The 20,512-nt window shown below is 51.3% G+C and carries 19 protein-coding genes; 14 read left to right on the top strand and 5 right to left on the bottom strand.

Going from position 1 to position 20,512, the window contains the following annotated elements:
- The first annotated feature begins 77 nt into the window (after positions 1-77).
- Together gyrA and BAQU_RS00195 are read left to right on the top strand one after the other, a co-directional pair.
- Positions 78-2,804, top strand: a complete 2,727-nt coding sequence (gyrA, locus tag BAQU_RS00190; protein WP_094692065.1) for a DNA gyrase subunit A — start codon at positions 78-80, stop codon at positions 2,802-2,804.
- Between the two features lie 67 nt (positions 2,805-2,871).
- Positions 2,872-3,564 carry a DUF3566 domain-containing protein gene (locus BAQU_RS00195; RefSeq protein ID WP_244568374.1) on the top strand — a complete coding sequence of 231 codons (693 nt, stop codon included), beginning with the start codon at positions 2,872-2,874 and terminating at the stop codon, positions 3,562-3,564.
- On the opposite strand, the gene BAQU_RS00200 is transcribed toward BAQU_RS00195, so the two are convergent.
- Positions 3,545-4,525 (bottom strand): DMT family transporter, encoded by a 981-nt coding sequence (locus BAQU_RS00200; protein ID WP_143241922.1) that lies wholly within the window; start codon positions 4,523-4,525, stop codon positions 3,545-3,547. The two genes, BAQU_RS00195 and BAQU_RS00200, sit on opposite strands and share 20 nt — an antisense overlap.
- A 195-nt stretch (positions 4,526-4,720) precedes the next feature.
- Between BAQU_RS00200 and BAQU_RS00205 the strand changes: the two genes are divergently transcribed.
- Both BAQU_RS00205 and BAQU_RS10330 read left to right on the top strand, forming a co-directional pair.
- A complete protein-coding gene (locus BAQU_RS00205) occupies positions 4,721-5,578 on the top strand; it encodes an NAD(P)H-binding protein (protein WP_094692067.1) in 858 nt (285 codons plus the stop codon).
- A 120-nt stretch (positions 5,579-5,698) separates the two neighbouring features.
- Positions 5,699-5,863 carry a hypothetical protein gene (locus BAQU_RS10330; protein WP_158215572.1) on the top strand — a complete coding sequence of 55 codons (165 nt, stop codon included), beginning with the start codon at positions 5,699-5,701 and terminating at the stop codon, positions 5,861-5,863.
- A 207-nt stretch (positions 5,864-6,070) separates the two neighbouring features.
- On the opposite strand, the gene BAQU_RS00210 is transcribed toward BAQU_RS10330, so the two are convergent.
- Positions 6,071-6,655 (bottom strand): TMEM175 family protein, encoded by a 585-nt coding sequence (locus BAQU_RS00210; protein ID WP_094692068.1) that lies wholly within the window; start codon positions 6,653-6,655, stop codon positions 6,071-6,073.
- 117 nt (positions 6,656-6,772) lie between these two features.
- Between BAQU_RS00210 and BAQU_RS00215 the strand changes: the two genes are divergently transcribed.
- Positions 6,773-7,822 (top strand): alpha/beta fold hydrolase, encoded by a 1,050-nt coding sequence (locus BAQU_RS00215; RefSeq protein WP_094692069.1) that lies wholly within the window; start codon positions 6,773-6,775, stop codon positions 7,820-7,822.
- A gap of 111 nt (positions 7,823-7,933) precedes the next feature.
- On the opposite strand, the gene BAQU_RS00220 is transcribed toward BAQU_RS00215, so the two are convergent.
- Together BAQU_RS00220 and BAQU_RS00225 are read right to left on the bottom strand one after the other, a co-directional pair.
- On the bottom strand, positions 7,934-8,527 hold the full coding sequence (locus BAQU_RS00220; protein WP_094692070.1) for a TetR/AcrR family transcriptional regulator: 594 nt from the start codon (positions 8,525-8,527) through the stop codon (positions 7,934-7,936).
- Between the two features lie 191 nt (positions 8,528-8,718).
- Entirely contained in the window at positions 8,719-10,797 is a 2,079-nt protein-coding gene (locus tag BAQU_RS00225) for an MDR family MFS transporter (protein WP_211277055.1), read from the bottom strand.
- A 257-nt stretch (positions 10,798-11,054) separates the two neighbouring features.
- Between BAQU_RS00225 and BAQU_RS10725 the strand changes: the two genes are divergently transcribed.
- The 9 genes from BAQU_RS10725 (at position 11,055) to BAQU_RS00270 (ending at position 19,767) form a co-directional block, all read left to right on the top strand.
- Complete coding sequence (locus BAQU_RS10725) at positions 11,055-11,408, top strand: type II toxin-antitoxin system RelE/ParE family toxin (protein ID WP_094692072.1); 354 nt, start codon at positions 11,055-11,057, stop codon at positions 11,406-11,408.
- Complete coding sequence (locus BAQU_RS00235; RefSeq protein ID WP_094692073.1) at positions 11,405-11,677, top strand: helix-turn-helix domain-containing protein; 273 nt, start codon at positions 11,405-11,407, stop codon at positions 11,675-11,677. The genes BAQU_RS10725 and BAQU_RS00235 overlap by 4 nt, the downstream gene beginning before the upstream one ends.
- 214 nt (positions 11,678-11,891) lie before the next feature.
- Positions 11,892-14,072 carry a circularly permuted type 2 ATP-grasp protein gene (locus tag BAQU_RS00240; RefSeq protein ID WP_094692074.1) on the top strand — a complete coding sequence of 727 codons (2,181 nt, stop codon included), beginning with the start codon at positions 11,892-11,894 and terminating at the stop codon, positions 14,070-14,072.
- A gap of 168 nt (positions 14,073-14,240) precedes the next feature.
- Positions 14,241-15,041, top strand: coding sequence for a transglutaminase domain-containing protein (locus BAQU_RS00245; RefSeq protein WP_094692173.1), 801 nt, complete (start codon positions 14,241-14,243; stop codon positions 15,039-15,041).
- A gap of 789 nt (positions 15,042-15,830) precedes the next feature.
- On the top strand, positions 15,831-16,586 hold the full coding sequence (locus BAQU_RS10660) for an iron-containing alcohol dehydrogenase (protein ID WP_094692075.1): 756 nt from the start codon (positions 15,831-15,833) through the stop codon (positions 16,584-16,586).
- Positions 16,564-17,001, top strand: coding sequence for a dehydroquinate synthase/iron-containing alcohol dehydrogenase family protein (locus BAQU_RS10665; protein ID WP_275542224.1), 438 nt, complete (start codon positions 16,564-16,566; stop codon positions 16,999-17,001). The genes BAQU_RS10660 and BAQU_RS10665 overlap by 23 nt, the downstream gene beginning before the upstream one ends.
- Positions 16,998-18,095: a methionine ABC transporter ATP-binding protein gene (locus BAQU_RS00260; protein ID WP_094692077.1), complete on the top strand. Its 1,098-nt coding sequence runs from the start codon at positions 16,998-17,000 to the stop codon at positions 18,093-18,095. The genes BAQU_RS10665 and BAQU_RS00260 overlap by 4 nt, the downstream gene beginning before the upstream one ends.
- Positions 18,088-18,771 (top strand): methionine ABC transporter permease, encoded by a 684-nt coding sequence (locus tag BAQU_RS00265; RefSeq protein WP_094692078.1) that lies wholly within the window; start codon positions 18,088-18,090, stop codon positions 18,769-18,771. Before BAQU_RS00260 ends, BAQU_RS00265 begins: the two co-directional genes overlap by 8 nt.
- A 105-nt stretch (positions 18,772-18,876) precedes the next feature.
- A complete protein-coding gene (locus BAQU_RS00270) occupies positions 18,877-19,767 on the top strand; it encodes a MetQ/NlpA family ABC transporter substrate-binding protein (protein ID WP_158215574.1) in 891 nt (296 codons plus the stop codon).
- Positions 19,768-19,841: 74 nt separating this feature from the next.
- Here BAQU_RS00270 and BAQU_RS00275 read toward each other — a convergent pair whose 3' ends face one another.
- Complete coding sequence (locus tag BAQU_RS00275) at positions 19,842-20,510, bottom strand: YczE/YyaS/YitT family protein (protein WP_094692080.1); 669 nt, start codon at positions 20,508-20,510, stop codon at positions 19,842-19,844.
- Positions 20,511-20,512: the final 2 nt, after the last annotated feature.

The following is a 20,512-nucleotide window of genomic DNA, read 5'->3' on the forward strand; positions in this document are numbered from 1 at the left end:
GTATAAAAATCTCAAAATATGAGATTTGTTTTTAATATTTATAATGTGTGAACAGTCCGAGACACTAAGGAATAACAGTGGCAGACGATAACAATACCAATGGATCCGACGAGTTTGGCCAGGATTCTTCTGAGCATTCACAGGAGCCGCTCAGCCCTCAGGAAAGTGACACCACTGACTACGGTCTGCTCAATGGTGAACGGGTGCAGCGCATGGATCTGCAGCAGGAGATGCGTGAATCCTACCTGGCATACGCGCTTTCCGTCATAGTCGAGCGAGCTTTGCCCGATGTGCGCGATGGCATGAAGCCAGTGCATCGCCGCGTCATCTATGCCATGTACGACGGCGGATATCGGCCGGATCGTGGTTATAACAAGTGCTCACGCGTGGTTGGTGACGTGATGGGTAAATACCATCCGCATGGTGACAGCGCTATCTACGACACCTTGGTCCGTATGGCTCAGCCTTGGTCAATGCGTTATCTGCTCGTCGACGGTCAGGGCAACTTCGGCTCGCCTGGCGACGATCCTGCGGCCGCCATGCGTTATACCGAATGCCGTATGGCACCTCTGGCGATGGAAATGGTACGCGACATCGACAAGGACACCGTCGATTTTGCACCAAACTATGATGGCAAGACCCAGGAGCCGACTGTGCTGCCTGCCCGCTTCCCGAACCTTCTTGTCAATGGTTCATCGGGTATCGCCGTGGGCATGGCAACCAACATTCCGCCACACAATATGGGCGAGGTTGCAGAAGGGGTGCATTGGGCGCTGGATCACCCAGAAGCGACCCGAGAGGAGCTGCTTGAGGCTCTGATCAGCATCATCAAAGGACCTGATTTCCCAACAGGTGCAACAATTCTTGGGCATAAGGGCATCGATCAGGCATATCGTACCGGTCGCGGACTCATCACCATGCGTGCAGTCGTCAACACCGAGGAGATTCGCGGTCGCATGTGTCTTGTGGTGACTGAATTGCCGTATCAGGTCAATCCTGACCGTCTGGCTTCCTCGATCAAGGATGCCGTGCGTGATGGCAAGATTCAGGGCATCGCCGACATGCGTGATGAAACCTCGGGTCGAACCGGTCAACGACTGGTGCTCGTCCTGAAGCGTGATGCCGTGCCGAAGGTTGTGCTGAACAACCTTTACAAGCACTCACAGCTGCAGCAGACCTTCGGTGCCAATATGCTCGCGCTGGTCGATGGCGTTCCGCGAACCTTAAGCATTGACGCGTTCATCCGTCATTGGGTAAACCATCAGCTTGAGGTCATTGAGCGCCGTACCAAGTATTTGAAGCGCGAGGCCGAGGAACGCGACCACATCCTTCAGGGCTACCTAAAGGCTCTCGACATGATCGACGAAGTCATTGCTTTGATTCGTCGATCTCCCGATGTCGATGCAGCTCGAACCGGGTTGATGGAACTGCTGGATGTCGATCAGGTACAGGCGGACGCCATTCTTGCCATGCAGCTACGCAGGCTGGCAGCTTTGGAACGTCAGAAGATTCTTGACGAGCATGAGGAACTGATGCGCCGCATTGCCGATTACGACGACATTCTTGCCAAACCGGAACGTCAGCGTGCAATCGTTGGTGATGAGCTTGACGAAATCGTCCATAAGTATGGCGATGAGCGCAGAACCAAGATTCTGCCGTATTCGGGCGAAATGAATGTCGAAGACTTGATTGCCGAAGAGAACGTGGTGGTAACCGTCACTCACTCTGGCTACATCAAGCGGACGAAGGCCGACGAGTATCGTGCCCAGCATCGCGGTGGCAAGGGCATTCGTGGTGCCAAGCTGCGCGAGGATGACGTGGTCGACCACTTCTTCCTCACCAGCACCCATAATTGGCTGTTGTTCTTCACCAACAAGGGACGTGTGTATCGAATCAAGGCATTTGAACTGCCGGAGGGTTCACGCGATTCGAAGGGTCAGCATGTAGCCAATCTGTTGCAGTTTGCCCCTGACGAGAAGATTCAGCAGGTGCTGTCCATCAGTGATTATGATGCGGCGCAATATCTGGTTCTCGCTACCAAGAGTGGCAAGGTAAAGAAGACCAAGCTCACCGAATATGACTCGACGCGTCAGGGGGGACTCATCGCCGTGCGTCTCATGGAGTTCGCAGACGATGGCCAGATTGATGAGGCCAATGCCCAAAGTTCAGACGAGTTGGTTGGTGCCTCGCTGTGCAATGCCGGAGACGACATCATTCTAGTATCCCGCAAGGGGATGAGCGTCAAGTTCTCTGCCGATGATTCGACGCTTCGTCCGATGGGTCGTCAGACCGCCGGCGTTCAGGGCATGCGATTCCGTGAAGGCGATGAGCTGCTCAGCATGGATGTTGTTCCCGAGGAGTCCAATGATGACTTGCTTGTGGTCACCAATGAAGGGTTTGCCAAGCGTACGGCCCTGAGTGAGTATCGCCTGCAGGGACGCAATGGATACGGGGTGAAGGCCATCCAATTGGCCGAAGGTCGAGGATCGCTTGTCGGAGCCGTTGTAGTGAACGAGGATGACGAGATCCTTGCCATCATGAAGTCCGGCAAGGTCATTCGTTCGAATGTCGCCGAGGTCAAGCGCACAGGACGTACCACGCAAGGTGTCACGCTCGCCAAGCCGGATAAGGATGATGAGATCCTTTCGATCGCTCGCAATATGGAAGATGCCGAGGATGACAGCACGGCAGCGGAAATGGTCGAAACCGGTGAAGTCGCTGAAAATGCCCTCGCTTCCGTGCAGAATGCCGATGTGACTGCAGATGGCAATTCTGCTGAGAATGTGGACGATTCAACGAAATGAAACAAAAGACCATAAAAGCTGGTAGCGTCACAACAGAGTTGCGAGGCATATCGATCAAGGAGAAACGATGAGCCAGAATAACGATGAACCGCGTAAGCCTATCGATTTGAACCATGATGAGCTTTTGGGAGGAATGGACGAGAATTCGAATTCCCAAGGCCACAATAGTGAGGCTGAGAGGGTTGATGTGCTGCATGAGGAAATTCAGCATGAGGAGCATGAGCCACGGTCAGCGCGATCCGCACGTTCATTGTCTTCGAATCCAGCGGTGACAGAGACTCAGATTCGTGAGGCACAGTCAGTTCATCCAATGGAGCAGACCCGGGTTTCTTCATCTCATGAAGATGCGAAGGTACGTTCGGCTCAGAGAACACCAGGAAAGAAGCCTTCTGTGCCGAGGGCTCGCAGAATGAAGCTCTCGGTGACACGTGTCGACCCATGGTCGGTAACCAAGGTTTCTTTCCTGCTCGCAATCGCTGGCGGCATTGTTCAGATTGTGGCGGTTGGATTCATCTGGTTCCTGCTCAATTCCATAGGTCTGTTTGACAGTGTGACGCAGTTGGTGTCGAAGACTGGCCTGGATGCCGGAAGTTTCGATCTGGCCAGTGTACTCAGCCTCGGAACCGTGCTGAGCGCAACCACCATATTCTCCATATTTGAAGTGGTTCTGGTCATGGTACTTGCAACAATCGGAGCGTTCCTGTACAACCTGGTCAGCGCCCTGGTTGGCGGGGTGCATGTCATTCTTGGGGATGACTGATTCTGAGATGATGGCGGACAACGCCATTTTCGACTGCAATTGATTCTGCCTTGGGTCTGTGGTGCGGTTGGGTGCGTAATTCTGAAAGCAGTATTGCGCAAAAGATCAGCACGAAGCCCAGGGCAGTTTGCATATTGATGTGTTCGTGGACGAGCACAACGGCAAAGAGTATGCCAAACAGACTTTCAGTGCATAGAATTATTGATCCCTGTGTTGCTGGAATCTTGGAGAATGCGGCATTCTGAAAGGTCTGAGCAACGAGTGTCGACCCCACGATGAGATAGAGCATTGACCAAGAAACCGTTGGCGTAGAGCTCGCGGCAGTGGGGAGTGGCTCGAAGATGACGGCCCCCACGAGAAAAAGTATGCCAGCGATGAAAAATTCATAGAGAGTCAGAATCAGCGGGTCGAATTTTTTTGCAAAGAGACCTTCAAGGACCAGATTCAGCGCGAACAGCAATGCTCCAACCATGGTCAATGCATCACCTGTGCTGAAAGCAAGCCCAAAGCCTGAACCGGGCAGCGAAATGAATCCAATGCCAATCAAACACACGACCGCTGCAATGACATTGCGCATCGTTGGAGGACGGCGTGCAATCACCCAGACGAGGAACGGAACAAGAACGCAGTATGTGGCAGTCAGGAATGCGTTTCGGCCCGGATCTATGGTGGTAAGCCCTTCCATCTGGAATATAAAGGCTGCCCAATAGCTCACTCCAAGCAACAATCCGGCGATCATCATATGCAAGATTTTCGTAGCTCGAATGCGGTGCCAAAGCATGATCGCTAGAATCAGCGATCCCAGCGTGAGACGGATGGCCATCATCCATTGAACAGGTATCGCATCCAAGGCGATTTTAGAAAAAGTGTAGCCACCGCCCCATACGGCAGCTGCTATGAGCAACATAACGCGCGCCATCCAGGGAGAAAGCCGCGTGCGTTCCGGTTCCGCAATATTCACGACTGCCGAGTCTAGTCATCAAGGGCGAAGAACGGTCAAAGTGTGGTCGGAGGGCATCAATCTCAACGCATCATTGCACGCTGCCTCCTCTGTCAGCAATGGTGCTTGGAACTTTGATCAAGCAATCCTAAAGTAGGGTGTGTAACAGAGGTTGGGTAAATATTGAGCGCAACGCCCATATGGGGAGGCAACGTTATGAGATATTTGGTTACTGGGGCATCAGGCGGATTCGGCGGTTACGCATTGGACTGGCTTCTCAAGCTTGCCCCCAAGGAAGATGTTGTCGGTTTGATTCGTGATCCCGGCAAAGCTGGTGATATTGAAGCCAAGGGGGCCGAGGCAAGAATCGGCGACTATGGTGACATCGATTCACTCAAGCGAGCCTTTGAAAGCGTAGATCGTCTGCTTTTCATTTCAGGGGTTCCTGGCAATCGTCAGCAGGAACATGCGAATGTTATAGACGCCGCAGAGGAGTGTGGCATCTCTTTCATTGCCTATACAAGTTTTGCTCATGCGGACTTGGTGCACAACATGCTCTCTGAGGATCATGTATTCACTGAGGCCAGGATTGTGCAGTCCGGGATTGCGCATACCTTTCTGCGCAATAACTGGTATCTGGAGAATGAAACGACATTATTCAAACATGCCTTGAAAACCGGGCAGCTGGTGTATATGGCAGGTGAGGCAACAGTTGGATGGGCGTTGAAACGCGAATATGCCGAGGCGGCGGCACGAGTGATACTGGCAGGGAACCAGCCTGAGGTTATGGAACTTTCTGCAGATCCCACGCGCTATAGCGAGTTGGCACAGGCATTGGAAGCCGCAACTGGCAAGGCAATCGATGCCGTTGACATGGATGAGGCGCAATTTATTGAGGCGCTTCGAGATGAAGTACCAGAACAGGCGATTCAGGGCATGATAGGGATTCAGCAATTGATTGCTCATGGTGATCTGGAAGTGAAGTCTGATGATTTTGTGCTCGCCCTGGGACATTCCCTTGTTGGATTGGAAGATGCAGTGAAAGAAACTCTCGGCTCCCAGCATCTTCTGTGAAGGGCTGAATTACGGCGATTTGCTGATCAAGGTGTTAGAATTTGCTAGTCCGGGCTACGGTTCATAGGGCTTGTTGAGACTTTGAATTTACGGCAATTGATATGAGAGGGGTGGTTTACGATGTTGGGATTGGTTCTTGTACTTCTGATTCTCTGGATTATTGGTGGTATCGCTGGAATCATGCTCAAGGGATTGCTATGGCTGTTCTGGGTTTCTCTTGTGCTGTTCGTCATCACTGCGGTATTTGGATTCGTAAGAGGATTGTTCAGCGGAAAACGTTCGTGATTAAACATTAACGATATCAATCGAACAAGTGGGGGCCACATTGCATGCGATGCGGCCCCCACTTGTTGAGATTTCGAGTTTTGCGACAATTCGAAGGTATCGATGCCGAAAATGGTTGGAGTATTGGTGTCTTTTGTGAGATATTGCCCTGAGATACTCAGGAATTGCCGCAAAACTCGAAATCTCAATATAATCTTCCTGCGTTCGTTACTCCTCGCCGCTGTAGATTGCCTTTTCAATGCGAATATCTGGAATGATCCACAGCAAGGCGACCAGAACGTATATTACATACGACGCAATTGGTTGTATGAATGCAACACCTGCCGCAATGGCATACCCCACCATGGAAACTTTGCCCTTATAATCCTTGCCGAGGGTCTTACCAAGCTGTGATTCCTTGCCCTGCAGATGGATGATCAGGTTTTGCAGAATGAAATAGGCAACGGAACACATCAGCAGGATTATGCCATACACGCATGCAGGAGCAGTGGTCAGAGGATGTTCGTCTGACCAGGCGGTCGAGGCGGGAATCAGGGAAAGCCAGAATAGTAGGTGAAGGTTCGACCATAGGATCTGCCCATTTACTGCATCCACCATCATGATGAGATGGTGGTGATTCGTCCAATAGATGCCGATGTATATGAAGCTCAGCACATATCCGAGAAAAACGGGCAAATCAGTTTCCAAAGCAGTGAAGGATGCGCCTCGAGGAACTTTCAGTTCCAGAACCATAATCGTGATGATGATGGCAAGCACTCCATCGCTGAAGGCTTCCATGCGATTTTTTCCCATAAGAGCTCCTTATCGTTGCAGCTTATTGTCGCACGCATTGAAAACAAGAGATGCAGTGTCAATTGATTTTTGTCTGAAAGTTGTTGTGCGTTCACCCTGCAGTTGTAAGTTGGAATCATGCAGGTTAATCTTCTGGACGAGCGTCACTATGCGCAAACAATGCGAGAGACAGTGCTGCCGGCGTTGGATGCATGTCGATCGCAGGGCTGGCTCACAGCTTCCGCGGGTTCACATACCTTGCGGCAGAACAATGCGGGGAAGATACATTACGTATGTTTCGATGCCCACGCTTTCGACGAATTACATATCAGCGGCGCAACGGCAAGATTTCGCGGTGCGGTGGTCATATCCCATGGCATCACGGAGTTTGCGGAGAAATTCAATGAGGTTGCCTGGTATTTCCTTCTCTCAGGGTATTCCGTGTGTATTATCGAGCATCGAGGTCACGGTCAATCGGCACGAGATGTGACTGATCCCAATCTTGTTTGGATCGATGACTGGAATAGATATATCGAAGATATGTCCCATTTCTGCTCCCAAATCGCACAGGAATATGCAGATGGTCTGCCGCTCTGCCTTTTTGGACATTCGATGGGTGGCGGCATTGGTGCCGCTGTTCTGGAACAGCATCCGACCATTTTTGACAAGGCGGTGCTGTCTTCGCCAATGATTGCTCCTCGAACCGGCCTGCCCAACTGGCTTGCTACGGCGTTCATCAGTTCGGCATGCGCCATAGGGTTCTCCAGGCGCATGGCTCCAGGACAGCTGCCTTTCGTTGCCGCAGTGCGTGCGCAGGACTATGCGAATGCCAGTGTCTCACGCGTGAATTGGTTTCACGCGTTGCGCATGAACGATATGCGACGTCATACCAGTGCACCCACATATTCATGGGTGCGGGAGGCGTTGAAACTCTCCCATAGTGTGCTTCAACCCCGTATGTGTGAGCGCATTGAAACGCCTTTACTGCTCTTTCAATCTGGTAACGATGACTATGTGCTCAATCCGCCGCAGAATCGATTCGTTCAGCAGGTGCGCGATGGCGGTTGCCCAGCAGAATTGATTCGAATTGATAACGGTCGTCATGAGCTCTTCGGCATGCCCAATCCGGCGATGGGTCCTTACATCGACAGAATAATATCGTTCTTCAACGATCCAATCCGACTGTAGTCTTTCACGCTTGGGGTGCAACGTGCCTTGAGCAAGGTTCTGATATTTTTCCTGGAATTCCATGCATATTGACTCATGCAAAGAATGTGTGCGGGAACATGCATGCCATGGCTATGCATCCACGGTGTTTGCCATGGCACCGAGTTCCCTGATGGACGAAATAAGGGAATGCTGGAGCGTTTGTGTGCTGCGTACCTCTTCGTTGCTATCGATATGCGCTACCACCTTCAATGCTGCGATAAGCAGGGAAATCGCGAGACGGGCCTTGTGCGGATCGGCGGTGCGCTGTTCTGCAAGAATATGCAGACTCTTGAACAGCTCCTTGAAATGGGACCCTAGCTCGGTAAATGCCACGGTGTCGCAGTGAGAAAACTGTTCATGCAGCATGATCGTGTCGTTCGATAGTATGATGCACGAAGCGACCAGGGCACATAGATCAGAGAGCAGGTCACCCTTGCTATGGAGGAACTGCTCTCGTTGCACCTGCGTCAAGGGATGCAACGAGATACCGAAAATCGCATCTGCCTTGGATGGATAGTAGTTGAAGAAAGTTCGAGCCGAGATGTTGGCTCCTGTACAAATTTCTTCGACGGTGACCTCTGCAAAACCACGCTCACGCGCCAGCTTCACGGAAACATCATGAATGGTGTCGCGTGTGAGTTGTTTCTTGCGCTCGCGTAAGCCGAGAGTCTCCATGTCGTTCATAACCACTTTCTATTCCTATATGCTCTTCCTTGCAGTCTGTTTTCGCATGCTTGTGAGTATTCAATCACCGTATCACGGTGTTCCGTGCGTGTGCCATTCAAGTGCCGGAAAGTCGTGTTTTCAACGCATCGCTCGGCGATGAAAGCAATCGAGTTGAGGAATACGCTGTGCCTGTGCTGAGTTTGTGCGTTCTATCTCGCTTCATCCTTAAGCCGTTGTGCCGCAGCCTGATCTGCCGCCTGCTCTTCCAATGCCGAGCGTTCCCTGAGTGGCGGCACGCGGAACATGCTGGTCAGGAGCAGTGCGAAGGTGAGCACGCTTCCGCCTATCCAATACACCGTGCGTGCCGATGCGTCAAAACCGTTGATGAACGGTTGAGTCAGTCTGCCATCAGCACCATTCAAGAATGACGTGTCGCTGGTGGATGACGATGATGATGTGAGGGAACCGCTCGTGCCGCTGTTCTTCTTCATGGAGTCGGAGAGCTTGGGAACAACCTCTTTCACCACAGCCTTTCGTTGTGATGCATTGGCATAGTCAATGCTTAGCTTTCCATTGACGATGCTGAGATTGCGCTTGGAGGCAACCTCCTTCAATGCCTGAGTCTGGGCTGCTGGTGTTGCCGCTGCCACTTGCTTGTCGATCATGGATTGCACCACGGTGGTGTCGGTGATCCCCATTGCTGCAGCTTGCTGCTTGACGACGGCACTTACCTTACTTTGAACGGCAGCGCTTGCCGCGGCATTGACCTTGGTCGTTGCCGCATCGAGCGATTGCTGTGACTGCTTCTTGATCTGCGAGACGATTGGATTCCAGATCTGCTTCATGACTGCCTTGTTTCCCGAAGCGTTGGCAACGCTTGGCGTCAATGCGGCATTCAATCCGGTGCTCAAGGATGTCTGATCGGACATGGCATTGAGGATATTGGTCGGCATGACTGAGAACAGTACGGACAGCAATACTGCCGTGCCCATCGTTCCGCCAATCTGGCGGAAGAAGGTAGCTGAGCTCGTTGCAACGCCCATATCCTTGCTTAAAACGGCATTCTGACTTGCCTGGATCAGTGCCTGCATCAGGAAACCGATGCCAAGACCAAGCACAAACATGCCCAGCATCATGGCCTGAAGCGGCCTTCCGATGGCCCATATCAGGAATCCGAATCCGATCACAGCAATGGCAGTGCCAACGGGCGGGAACCATTGGTATTTTCCGGTGCGTGAAATGATAAGTCCTGCGGTGATTGAGGAGATCATCAGACCAATCACCATAGGAATCGTTGCGAATCCGGATTGGGTTGGAGAAAGGCCTTCTGCAATCTGCAAATAGAGTGGAATGGTCAGCATTGCTCCGAACATGCCGAAGCCGAGCAGCGCGCCCAGAATCGATGCCATGGAGAATGACTTGGAAATGAAGAGGCGCAGCGGCAGAATAGCGTCGTCACCCATGTGCTGTTCGATGACGATAAAGGCAATCAGACCGATGGCTGAGATGATGTAGCAGACAGTGGAGCCTGTGGATCCCCATCCCCATTCACGACCTTGCTCGGCAACCAGGAGCAGCGGAACGAGCGCGACTACGACTGTTGCTGCACCCCACCAATCGACGCGATTTCGGCGCCTGTCACCAAAGCGGGGAAGGTGCAGGAATGCGAAGACCATGCCAAAAGCCAGCAACCCAACGGGAACATTGATCAGGAAAACCCAACGCCATCCTGTGATGCCAAGGATGTTGCTTGCGTTAGCAAAGATGCCGCCAATGAGGGGGCCAATTACGGTCGAGACACCGAACACGGCAAGGAAATAGCCCTGATATTTCGCTCGATCGCGAGGAGCCACGATGTCACCGATAATGGCAAGTGGCAGTGACATGAGGCCGCCTGCTCCAAGACCCTGGAAGGCTCGGAAAGCCGCCAGCATGATCATGGATGTCGAGAAGCTCGACATGAGCGAGCCTGCGATAAAGAGCCCAATCGAGATGATGAAAAGCGGTCGGCGGCCGTAGATATCCGAGAGCTTTCCATAGAGTGGCGTGGTGATCGTTGATGTGATCAGGTAGGCAGTGGTAACCCATGCCTGTTCGTTGAGGCCATGGAGATCATCGCCTATGGTTCTGATTGCAGTGCCTACCACAGTCTGGTCCAGAGAGCTCAAGAACATCGCCGTCATCAGGGCATAGATCACCAGCATGATCTGACGCTGATCCATAAGGCTGTGTCCGCCGGATGCATGCCCGCTTTGCCGACGGGACGTTGCTGCTATTTCAGATGCCATGGGATTCCAAGTTCCTTCCGCCAGGAAATGTGTAACGTACGCGAATTCCCCAATGATGCAGGTTCATCGTGTATGTGCCGGGCGAATTCAAGAGAAGCGCTCGAAACAAAAAGTTACACTACTATAACTTTGCAGAGATGCAAAATTATGCTGTCGGTAAGTGAAATTCATTTGACATGCGAGTGTGATTACCGTTTAAGCGAATCTCATGAGTATGATAATATCAAAATTGATATATTACTTTCGATGGGGTGGTGATGAAACGGTTTTCACTCAACTTTTATTCTTCGGAGGACGGGCTCAAGCCCATCGAGATATTTCTCGACAATATTTCAGACAGAAAATTATTAGCAAAGATATTACGAGATTTCAGTTTGCTTGAAGATTTTGGTAATAAATTGCGATCTTCGCATTCGAAATATCTGAGAGGAGGAATATTTGAGCTTCGCAGTAAGCAATCGACCAATATAGTCCGTTGCTTTTATTTCTTTCAACATGATAATCAGATAATTCTTACTCATGGAATCGTCAAGAAACAAAACGCTGTACCAGCCGAAGAAATCGTAAAAGCCATGAATTATAAGACAGATTGGGAAAAGAGGAATCGATGAGCGATTTTCATAAGTATCTCTCTAAGAAGCTCAAGGACCCTGAATTTGCGCAGGAATATGATGCGTTGGAACCAGAGTATCAGGCTGCAAGAGTGGTTATGCAGGCTCGCATAGATGCTGGTCTGACACAGCAGCAGCTAGCGGATGTAACTGGCATTCGAGCGTCAAACATCAGTCGCTTGGAAACCGGCGGTTCGATGCCGAGTCTGCGAACACTGCAACAACTGGCGAAGGGGCTGCATAAGACGTTGAGCATCCAATTCGTCTGAGAAGCACGACATGGGTCACCGCATCGTTCTCATAAGAGCCTCAGTCTGTAACACGTTGTGTGGGTTGCGGTAATGTTGCATGTCTAGCATGACGTTCATTCAGAGAGAAGAAACCGGTGTGAAGCCGTGTTGTTTCGAACTTTTTCACGATGCATGTGCTTAAGTGAAATAACCGCTCAGTTGCTCACCGTTCGACTAGGGAATGGAGCAGAATATGTTAGAATCCAATGCACGTGAACTTGCAGGCGAATTAGTTGGTCGGCGAGAATCCATCAATCGTGAGCTCAGTCGCAACGGGGTCCGCTTCGGAATCTACTCCAAGGGTCATTACGAGGATCGGCTCTTTCCCTACGATCCAATTCCACGAATCATTGAATCGGCTGAATATGACAACCTTGAACGAGGACTCAAACAACGAGTCAAGGCGCTCAATGCATGTCTGCGTGATATCTATTCTGATAAACGGATCATCAAGGATGGTGTGATTCCCGAAGAATATGTCTACACATCCGTCGGGTACTATCCACAGGTCAATGGAGTCACACCCCCAGGGGGTGTCTTTGCACATATCGCCGGCGAGGATCTGGTCCAGGGAGAGGACGGGCAATGGTGGGTTTTGGAAGACAATCTGCGCATTCCGTCTGGTGCGAGCTACCCTCTCTTTGTCCGTGACATTGAACGACGCATCTATCCAACACTCTTCCGAGATGTGCATATACGAGATAACCGTGCATATCCTCGTCTGTTGCGCAAATCAATGGACTTTGTCTCTACCGAGGGAATAGCCGTCCTGCTTACGCCGGGCAGTCAGAATTCAGCCTTCTTTGAACATGCGTATCTGGCAGAAAAGACCGGGGCGACACTTGCCTTTCCGGAAGATTTGGAAGTCGTGCAGAATCGCGTGTACTTCGTTGACTATGCGGGCAAACGCCAACGAGTCGGCGTAATCTACAGACGTTTGGCTGACGAGTACCTTGATCCTTTCAGTTTCAATCCTGATTCAGTCATAGGCGTTCCTGGACTGCTCGCAGCATATAGTGCCGGGAATGTGGCCATCATGAATGCGCCAGGCAATGGCGTGGTTGATGACAAGGCCATGTATTACTTCGTGCCTGACATGATCCACTATTACCTGCATGAGGAACCGATTCTCCAGAATGCGCCGACCTATATGCCGATGTTCGAAAAGGACAGAAAGATCGTGCTTGATCGTCTTGGCGAGCTTGTCATCAAGGACGTGGCCGAAGCCGGTGGGTACGGCGTGGTCTTTGGCTCAAGTCTCAATGCCAAGGAACGCGATGATATGGTGGATAGAATTCGCGAAGATCCGCGCCGATTCATTGCCCAAGAGGTCATTCAGTTCAAGGACATCGACATCGTCAATCCAAAGACGGGCGAAAGAATGCCGCGAAAGGCTGATTTGCGAGCATTTGTGATATCCGGCCAGCATACGCACGTCTGGTATTCGGGATTGACGCGATATTCGTCGTTCAAAGGCGAGATGATTGTCAATTCGTCCCAGGGCGGTGGATTCAAGGATACGTGGATTCTCTCGCCGGAACATTCCGAGGAATTGGATGAGAAAACTCAACTCGATGCCGTGAATCTGGTTGGCAATTATTCGAAGCATGCAGCGACGTTGGTTACCGCAGCCAAGGCTGACAATCTCTATTGGCTTGGCCGCTATACCGAACGCGTGTTCACCACCATCGGACAGTTCTTCCCCTTCTATGATTTGGTCATGGATACGCAGGTCGATGCGTTCAAGCCATTTGCCAAGGCATTGGATCTCTCTGAAGAGTTTGATGACTTCGACAGTTTCATCCACTCCTTCCTCTATGACCCGGACAATGCCAATTCGGTTCGGAGCGCCATGCAGGCAGCCTTCAACAATGCGGTTGTATTGCGCCCTGAACTCGGATCGAATCTTGTGCAGTACATTGAGATGTCGGTGAATACGATTGCCGGCGCTGCTCACGGCGGTCTCAAATCCGAAAACATTTATAGGCAGCGTGACATCACCGATTACATGCTGGCTCTGTGGGGAGGCGTTGAGGATTCCGCTCTGGCACCCGTGCTCAAGGCGTTCCTGTTCATCGGCAAATATCTTGAGCGCGTGGATCTGTATACGCGATTCAGGCTTCCTGAGACAGACTTGCAGGCGCCGCTGAGCAAGCTCGCCACCTATGGTTCGATGCTGAACGGTATGCCGTTGCCGCAGTGCTTTGCCTCGGGTGCAAGGCAGTTGCTGAAACAGCTGCCAGAGCGAGGGTATGAGCAACTTTCGCAGCGCATTACCGAATTCCTCAATGGATTTGAAGGGCGGGTACTTGATATTGATAGTGGAAAGCCACGCGTGATGAACTCGATGAACATGGATTTTCGGCTTGAATGAGTGTTTGTGGACCTGAATGGATATGTTTGGCCGAAGCATGTACACAGTTTCTTCGATGCTGAACTGACCGAATTCGTGGTGCGTGTGTGTATGCTAACAACGTAAGAATGCGTGAAATGCTGGTTTGGGACATGCTGTTTCACACATGTATTGAGGAGCAGAGTGCTTGTGAAGAAACTTGTATTCGACTATGTGATGAAGCTGAGCTTCAGTGATGCCGTGACGGATCACCGCTTTCAGTTGCGCTGCGTACCGGCTTCAGGCCCACGTCAACAGGTTGTCGACGTCAAGGTAAAGGTGCTTCCAGAAACCGATCTGGAAACCGAGCATGACGGGTTCGGTTCTGTTGTGATGACCGGCTTCATCCCCAAGCCGCATACATCCTTTGAGTATTCTGTCACAGGCATTGCCTTTGTTGACAACGACCACACACAGTCAGAAGAATTCAAACCACTGTATAACTATGATTCGGTGCTGACTGTGCCGGGTCCGACGATTGAGGCGCTCTGTAAGAACTGCAGGGAGAAGCTGGCTGAAGAACACAAAACCGGTGATTCAATGGCAACGGCCAGTGAAATCATGAGCCAAGTATTCAATGCCTTTACCTATACACCAGGGTCAACGACGATTCGTACCACCGCTGAGGAGGCGTTGGAGCAGGGGACTGGTGTGTGTCAGGATTATGCGCATGCGATGCTGGCTGCATGCCGTGATTTGGGCATTGCATCACGCTATATCGCAGGTCTGCTGATCGGTGAGGGAGCTACGCATGCCTGGGTCGAAATCTACGACAACGGCCGTTGGGTCGGTTTCGATCCCACGCATAATCGACTTGTCAACGATGATTACATCACGATTTCCCACGGTCGTGATTATCGTGACTGCGTCATTGATATTGGAACATTTTCGGGGGCAAACGTAGAACAGCGTCAGTGGGTGAATGCATCGGTTCATGAGCAGGTCGCATAGCGTGGCATAGCATAGTCTGAGGGGGCAAGTCTGGTCTGCACAGGCTGAGAAGGACTAAACCAGTGATTGCGAATATTTGACAATATGTTCGTATATGCGCTTAATTACCGATGCAGGTATCGGCCGATCGCGGAATCATGGTCGGATTACCTGAATGCCTGTCAATCATCTGGTGGTTTTCGGGTCTGATTCGGTGGGGAAGTCCAGCGGCGAGTTTGTACCGAAGTTCGCAACATTCTTGTCATCTGGAGAACAGTGACATGGCATGAGTGGCTTTTGCAGCGGAAGAAAATCCCGACGAACAGCTGCCAACTTTGTTCGCTGCATGTTGTGCATGACTTGCGGGAACTGGGCTGGAACCCTCGAGTTTCGAAACAATTGAGGAGGAAGAGCTCCTGCAGAGCCTTGCCGACGTATCATCAACAACCCAAAACAGTGCCTGACTCCCTTTTCTTGGCCTTGCATGAGCATTACACCGATGCCCGCACGGTCGTGTTGGTTGGTTTTGCCGGTCAGATGATAGCCACCAACAACTTCAACTCGGTGATGTCATACCTTGGTAAATTTGATTACTGTTTATAACCATAGCTTATGACTTTTTTGGAAAACCATTGAAATTGTAGGGTTTTCAGAGTTGCGGAGGCTCGTTGCTTCTGGCTTGGAATCTGGCGGGCGGCATTGGTGACTTGTAGCAAATTTATACATCATATACAGTCTTGCTCACGATGCATCAAGATTTTATACGCAAGCTTCAGCAGGCATGTGCATGCCGTGAGATGGGACAGAACAATGCAAGACTTTGAATTCCACGAACCGACACGAACTATTTTTGGCCGAGATGCACTTGACCAGCTATCCAAGGTGCTATTGCAACTCCGTGTGCACAGCATACTGGCAGTTAGCGGTGTCACATATCCAGAAGAGCTGGGAATTCAGGCAAAAGTCACAGCTGTATGTGACGAGCAAGGCATTGACCTGATTTGGAGCGACGAAGTGAGACCAAATCCTCGCTTGGAGCTTGTACATCAACTTGTTGACACAGCGCGAGAGCACAATGTCGACCTGGTCATTGCGGTTGGTGGTGGTAGCTCCATTGACACGGCGAAGACGATTGCTCTCGGAGTGCCTTATGAGCATGATGTGTGGGATTTCTTTCAACGGAAAGCTGTTCCAGTCACAGCATTGCCGATCGGGGTGATTTCAACGATTCCTGGAAGTGGGTCAGAGCAATCGGATTGTGCGGTGATCCAAGAAGGCAGGAATAAGGTCTTCTTTGAAAATCCGCTTATTCTCCCGAATTTTACGATCATCAATCCAGAATTCAGTCGAAGCGTTCCAACGGTGTATCAGAGCAGCGCCATTGCAGACATGACAGCCCATCTGCTTGAAGTCTATGCGACCGATGAAGCGCCGGTCGATGTCACCGACAGGTTGATTGAGGCTAGTTTCACCAGCGTGCTCCATATATGGTCGCAAGGTGATCCGCGACCCACAGGACGTCGCTGTTCGCTCAGAACTGCATATGCTCTCGGCAGTAACGCATAACGATGGCATTCTGGGCAAGGGGCGCATTCCGGACTGGGTTGGACACAAGATCGAGCATGAGATATCTGGACTCTTCGGGCTGATTCATGGTGAAGGCATGTCTGTCGTGACTCCGGCATGGATGCGCTTTGTTGCAGCGCGAAAGCCAGACAAGCTGGTACAGTTTGCCACGCGTGTCTTCCATATTGATGCCGTGAGCTGGACAGATGCCGAGATCGTTGAGATCGCTGCCGCTGAACTCGAGGCATTCTATAGGGAATTGGGATTGCATACCCGTTTGAGCGAGCATGGTATATCGCGGACCGATCTTGAAGACATCGCTTTTCGTGCCACTCAGGATGGAAGTATTCTGCTTGGCAATTACCTGCAACTGAACACAGCTGATGTGGTCGAACTTCTGGAATATGCATTATGACACATCTTTTTTCTCCCTCTCTTGATAGCGAGAGAAAGCATGATGAACCTAGGGAAGCCATCATCAGATTTGACAAGGTTTCAAAGACCTTCCGCAGCGGCGATGGTGAACATGCCGCATTGCATGACATCAGTGCCGACATATTTCCAGGAAGCATCTTCGGCATCATCGGCCTGAGTGGTGCCGGGAAGAGCACGCTTGTACGGCTGATTAACGGCATTGAGCAGGCAACGTTGGGAGAGGTGATAGTCGAAGGACAGAAGCTCTCTCAGTTGAATGCGCGTCAGGGGAGAAAACTGAGAACGACCATCGGGATGATCTTCCAATCATGCAATCTGATGCCATCGCGAACCGTCCGAGACAATATTCTGCTTCCCCTGCAAGATAAGGATCTTTCACGTGAGGAGCGTGAGCAAAGAGTCGACAGCCTCTTGGAACTCGTTGGACTTTCGGGCAGAGAGCGAGCCTATCCAAATGAACTCTCCGGCGGGCAGCAGCAAAGGGTCGCGATTGCCCGAGCGCTCGCAAACAATCCCAGGATTCTACTGTGCGATGAGGCAACCAGTGCTCTCGACCCGGCTACGACGACGTCCATTCTGGATTTGATTCGAACGATCAACCGCAATACTGGCGTCACCGTTGTCATGGTGACGCACCAGATGTCTGTGATCAAGCATGTCTGCGACGAGGTGATGGTCCTCGATCATGGAACCGTCGTGGAACAGGGATCCGTGTATTCGATTTTCGTGAATCCACATGACGCCCTCACCAGAACATTCATCGAAACCACTTCGAATCTCGGAAGAATTAATGATCTGATACACGCAGACAATCCGGCGATCACCATCGGAAAGAGGCAGAGACTTATACGTCTGCAATATTCAAAGGAAGATGTTTCCGAACCCTTGGTTTCTCTGATGACTGCCCGCTTTGGCGTGCTTGTCAACATTCTTCTCAGCGATATTGAAAGCATCGGTGGAAGGCCTATCGGCGGTCTTGTGGCAACTATTGAAGGATCTGCGGAAAATATAGAATCCGCACTTGATTTCTTGAGGAAGAAAGACGTTCGAGTGGAGGTTATCGAACATGTTTGATATCGTTGCTCGATGGTTTCCCCATGTAGTTGAATATCGCGGAGAATTCATATCGTCAATCTGGGAAACGGCCGTCATGGTGGGTGTCTCTGGTGCGATTTCGCTGGTATCAAGTCTCATTCTCGGTGTGCTTCTGGTGACTACGCCCAAAGGGGGTCTGCTTGCCGCGCCGCTATGCAATCGGGTGCTTTCCTATGCCATCAATGTCCTGCGCTCGGTTCCCTTCATCATTCTCGCTGCAGCTCTAGTACCGTTGACACGGGCCTTGACCGGAGCAGCGCTCGGTCTCAGAGGTGCCATCTTTCCGCTGGTTGTCGGCATAACGCCATTCTTTGCGCGTCAAGTCGAAGCTGCGTTGATGACCATACCGTCAAATCTGATTGAAACCGCATACTCCATGGGATTCACGCCCTGGAAGATAATCCGTCGGGTGTATCTCAGAGAAGGCATACCTGCCCTTGCCAAGGGAACAACTATCACCATGGTCAGTCTCATAGGGTTGTCAGCTATATCCGGCTCGCTTGGTAGCGGCGGACTTGGCGACTTTGCCATCCGATACGGCTATCAGCGATTCATGTTTGATGCCACGCTCGCGTCGGTTATCGTGCTGCTCTGCATGGTAGGTTTTGTCGAATTCGTCGGCAAGATCGTAGTCGATGCAACAACACGCCAGTAGCGCGGCCACCTTCACTTCATGATGTCGAGTGAGCAGTGTGCCTACTTTCGGCTGCATGTTCACAGAAATATCTATTTGTTTATCAACGACCAAAGGAGCAATCAATTGAAATCAATAAAAACTCGTCTGATCATACTTGCGGCCATTCTTGCCACGGTGGCTGTGGTTGCAGTGGCAGTCTTCGCCTATAATCGCTTCCGCAGCGACGAATCCAGTCAGATAACCACGGTCAAGGTAGGGGTTGACAGCGACTCATACAACGATATCTGGGATGCTGTGAATGCAGAGCTCACGAAGAATAAGTCCGGCATACAGGTTGAATTGGTGCATATGGATGGAAGCCAGATCAATGCTGCCACGGCCAATGGCGAACTGGACCTGAACGCTTTCCAACATCACGCATTCCTCGACGACCAGAATGAGAGCGAGGGATACGACCTTACTACGTACGCCAACACCTTCATACAGCCGATGAATGTCTATTCCGATAGCATCGAGAGTCTTGACGATCTGAAGGATGGAGACAGTGTCGTGCTTCCCAACAACCCCACGAACATGGGTCGGGCGTTGAAGGTTCTGGAGCGGGCGGGAGTGCTGAAAACGAATCCAGACAAGGGATATCTGCCGACTGAGGAAGATGTCACCGACAATCCCAAGCATCTGGTTTTCAACCCGGTTGAATATCCGCAGGTTCCACGTCTGCTGCCTGATAACGCGGTTGGAATCATCAACACGAACGTTGCGATAGATGCCGGTCTGGATCCCATTGAGGATTCCATATATAGCGTGCCTGTCAATCCCGACGATGAATACAACCTGCCATGGATCAACATCATCGCCGGACGGGCGACAGATGCCAAGAATCCTGCCTATGTGAAAGTCGTTGAGGCATATGGTACTGAATCGGTCAAGAAGGTCATCGAAGAGAAACATGCCGGTCAGTGCATCTATGTGTTCAGCGACGAAGTGAATCCGAATCAGCCGGCTCAGGACTGACCCAGAGCCGTGAATGTGAGCGAGGACCGCCTCCTTGAGTCACTCTGCCCAGTGCAGAAGCCCAAGAGGGCGGTTCATCGTGGTTGCTGCGAGAGATTTGTAGCTGAAGCATTGTTCCAGAACCTTGCATGGAGCAGAGGAATGGCTACGGTCGTGTTGAAATATTCGACCAGTGGCCCCATGCATAATGCGGTTATTACCGTGGCAATGCCAACGGTGGCACCGCATGAGAACCCTACCGCGACGCAAAACAGATCCGTCCCAATGCGGCAGAACCTGAATTTCCAATGGGTGGAGGCATGAAGAGTCAACGCGCAGGCATCATAAGCGGAAACACCTAGATTCCCGGTGAAATACAGGGCAGTCGCCAAACAGAGCAAGACGATTCCGCAGACGAGCAGCATGCAGCGTACCGCGAGTGATGGCGACGGAATCCAGGCCTGCAGGGCGCTGAGCCACCATTGGGTAACAAAACCACTGAGAAAGATGGTAATCGGGGTTGCAAAGCCGAGATGTGTTCGACCAACACATGCAATCACCGCGAGCAAGCCAAGATTCACCAAGGTATAGCAGATTCCATACCCCATGTTTGTGATGGTGGCCATGCCAAAGACGAATGTGGTGAAAGGGTCAATGCCGAACGAGGATTTACTGATGACCGCCACGCTTGAAGCAGTGAGTATCACACCAGCGCACGATAGGACAAGACGTTGTGGAAACTGCTGAATGGGCTGAAATTTCAAAG

Source organism: Bifidobacterium aquikefiri (genome assembly GCF_002259795.1).
In the GTDB taxonomy this organism is placed as follows: Bacteria; Actinomycetota; Actinomycetes; order Actinomycetales; family Bifidobacteriaceae; genus Bombiscardovia; species Bombiscardovia aquikefiri.

Excerpts from the sequence above, each read along its gene's own strand:
- BAQU_RS00215 (WP_094692069.1), top strand. The coding sequence starts at position 6,773 with ATGCAGGTTAATCTTCTGGACGAGCGTCACTATGCGCAAACAATGCGA.
- BAQU_RS00220 (WP_094692070.1), bottom strand. The coding sequence starts at position 8,527 with ATGAACGACATGGAGACTCTCGGCTTACGCGAGCGCAAGAAACAACTC.
- BAQU_RS00225 (WP_211277055.1), bottom strand. The coding sequence starts at position 10,797 with ATGGCATCTGAAATAGCAGCAACGTCCCGTCGGCAAAGCGGGCATGCA.
- BAQU_RS00240 (WP_094692074.1), top strand. The coding sequence starts at position 11,892 with ATGTTAGAATCCAATGCACGTGAACTTGCAGGCGAATTAGTTGGTCGG.
- BAQU_RS10665 (WP_275542224.1), top strand. The coding sequence starts at position 16,564 with ATGCTCTCGGCAGTAACGCATAACGATGGCATTCTGGGCAAGGGGCGC.
- BAQU_RS00210 (WP_094692068.1), bottom strand. The coding sequence starts at position 6,655 with ATGGGAAAAAATCGCATGGAAGCCTTCAGCGATGGAGTGCTTGCCATC.
- BAQU_RS10660 (WP_094692075.1), top strand. The coding sequence starts at position 15,831 with ATGCAAGACTTTGAATTCCACGAACCGACACGAACTATTTTTGGCCGA.
- BAQU_RS10330 (WP_158215572.1), top strand. The coding sequence starts at position 5,699 with ATGTTGGGATTGGTTCTTGTACTTCTGATTCTCTGGATTATTGGTGGT.
- BAQU_RS00195 (WP_244568374.1), top strand. The coding sequence starts at position 2,872 with ATGAGCCAGAATAACGATGAACCGCGTAAGCCTATCGATTTGAACCAT.
- BAQU_RS00260 (WP_094692077.1), top strand. The coding sequence starts at position 16,998 with ATGACACATCTTTTTTCTCCCTCTCTTGATAGCGAGAGAAAGCATGAT.
- BAQU_RS00235 (WP_094692073.1), top strand. The coding sequence starts at position 11,405 with ATGAGCGATTTTCATAAGTATCTCTCTAAGAAGCTCAAGGACCCTGAA.
- BAQU_RS00205 (WP_094692067.1), top strand. The coding sequence starts at position 4,721 with ATGAGATATTTGGTTACTGGGGCATCAGGCGGATTCGGCGGTTACGCA.
- BAQU_RS00265 (WP_094692078.1), top strand. The coding sequence starts at position 18,088 with ATGTTTGATATCGTTGCTCGATGGTTTCCCCATGTAGTTGAATATCGC.
- BAQU_RS10725 (WP_094692072.1), top strand. The coding sequence starts at position 11,055 with ATGAAACGGTTTTCACTCAACTTTTATTCTTCGGAGGACGGGCTCAAG.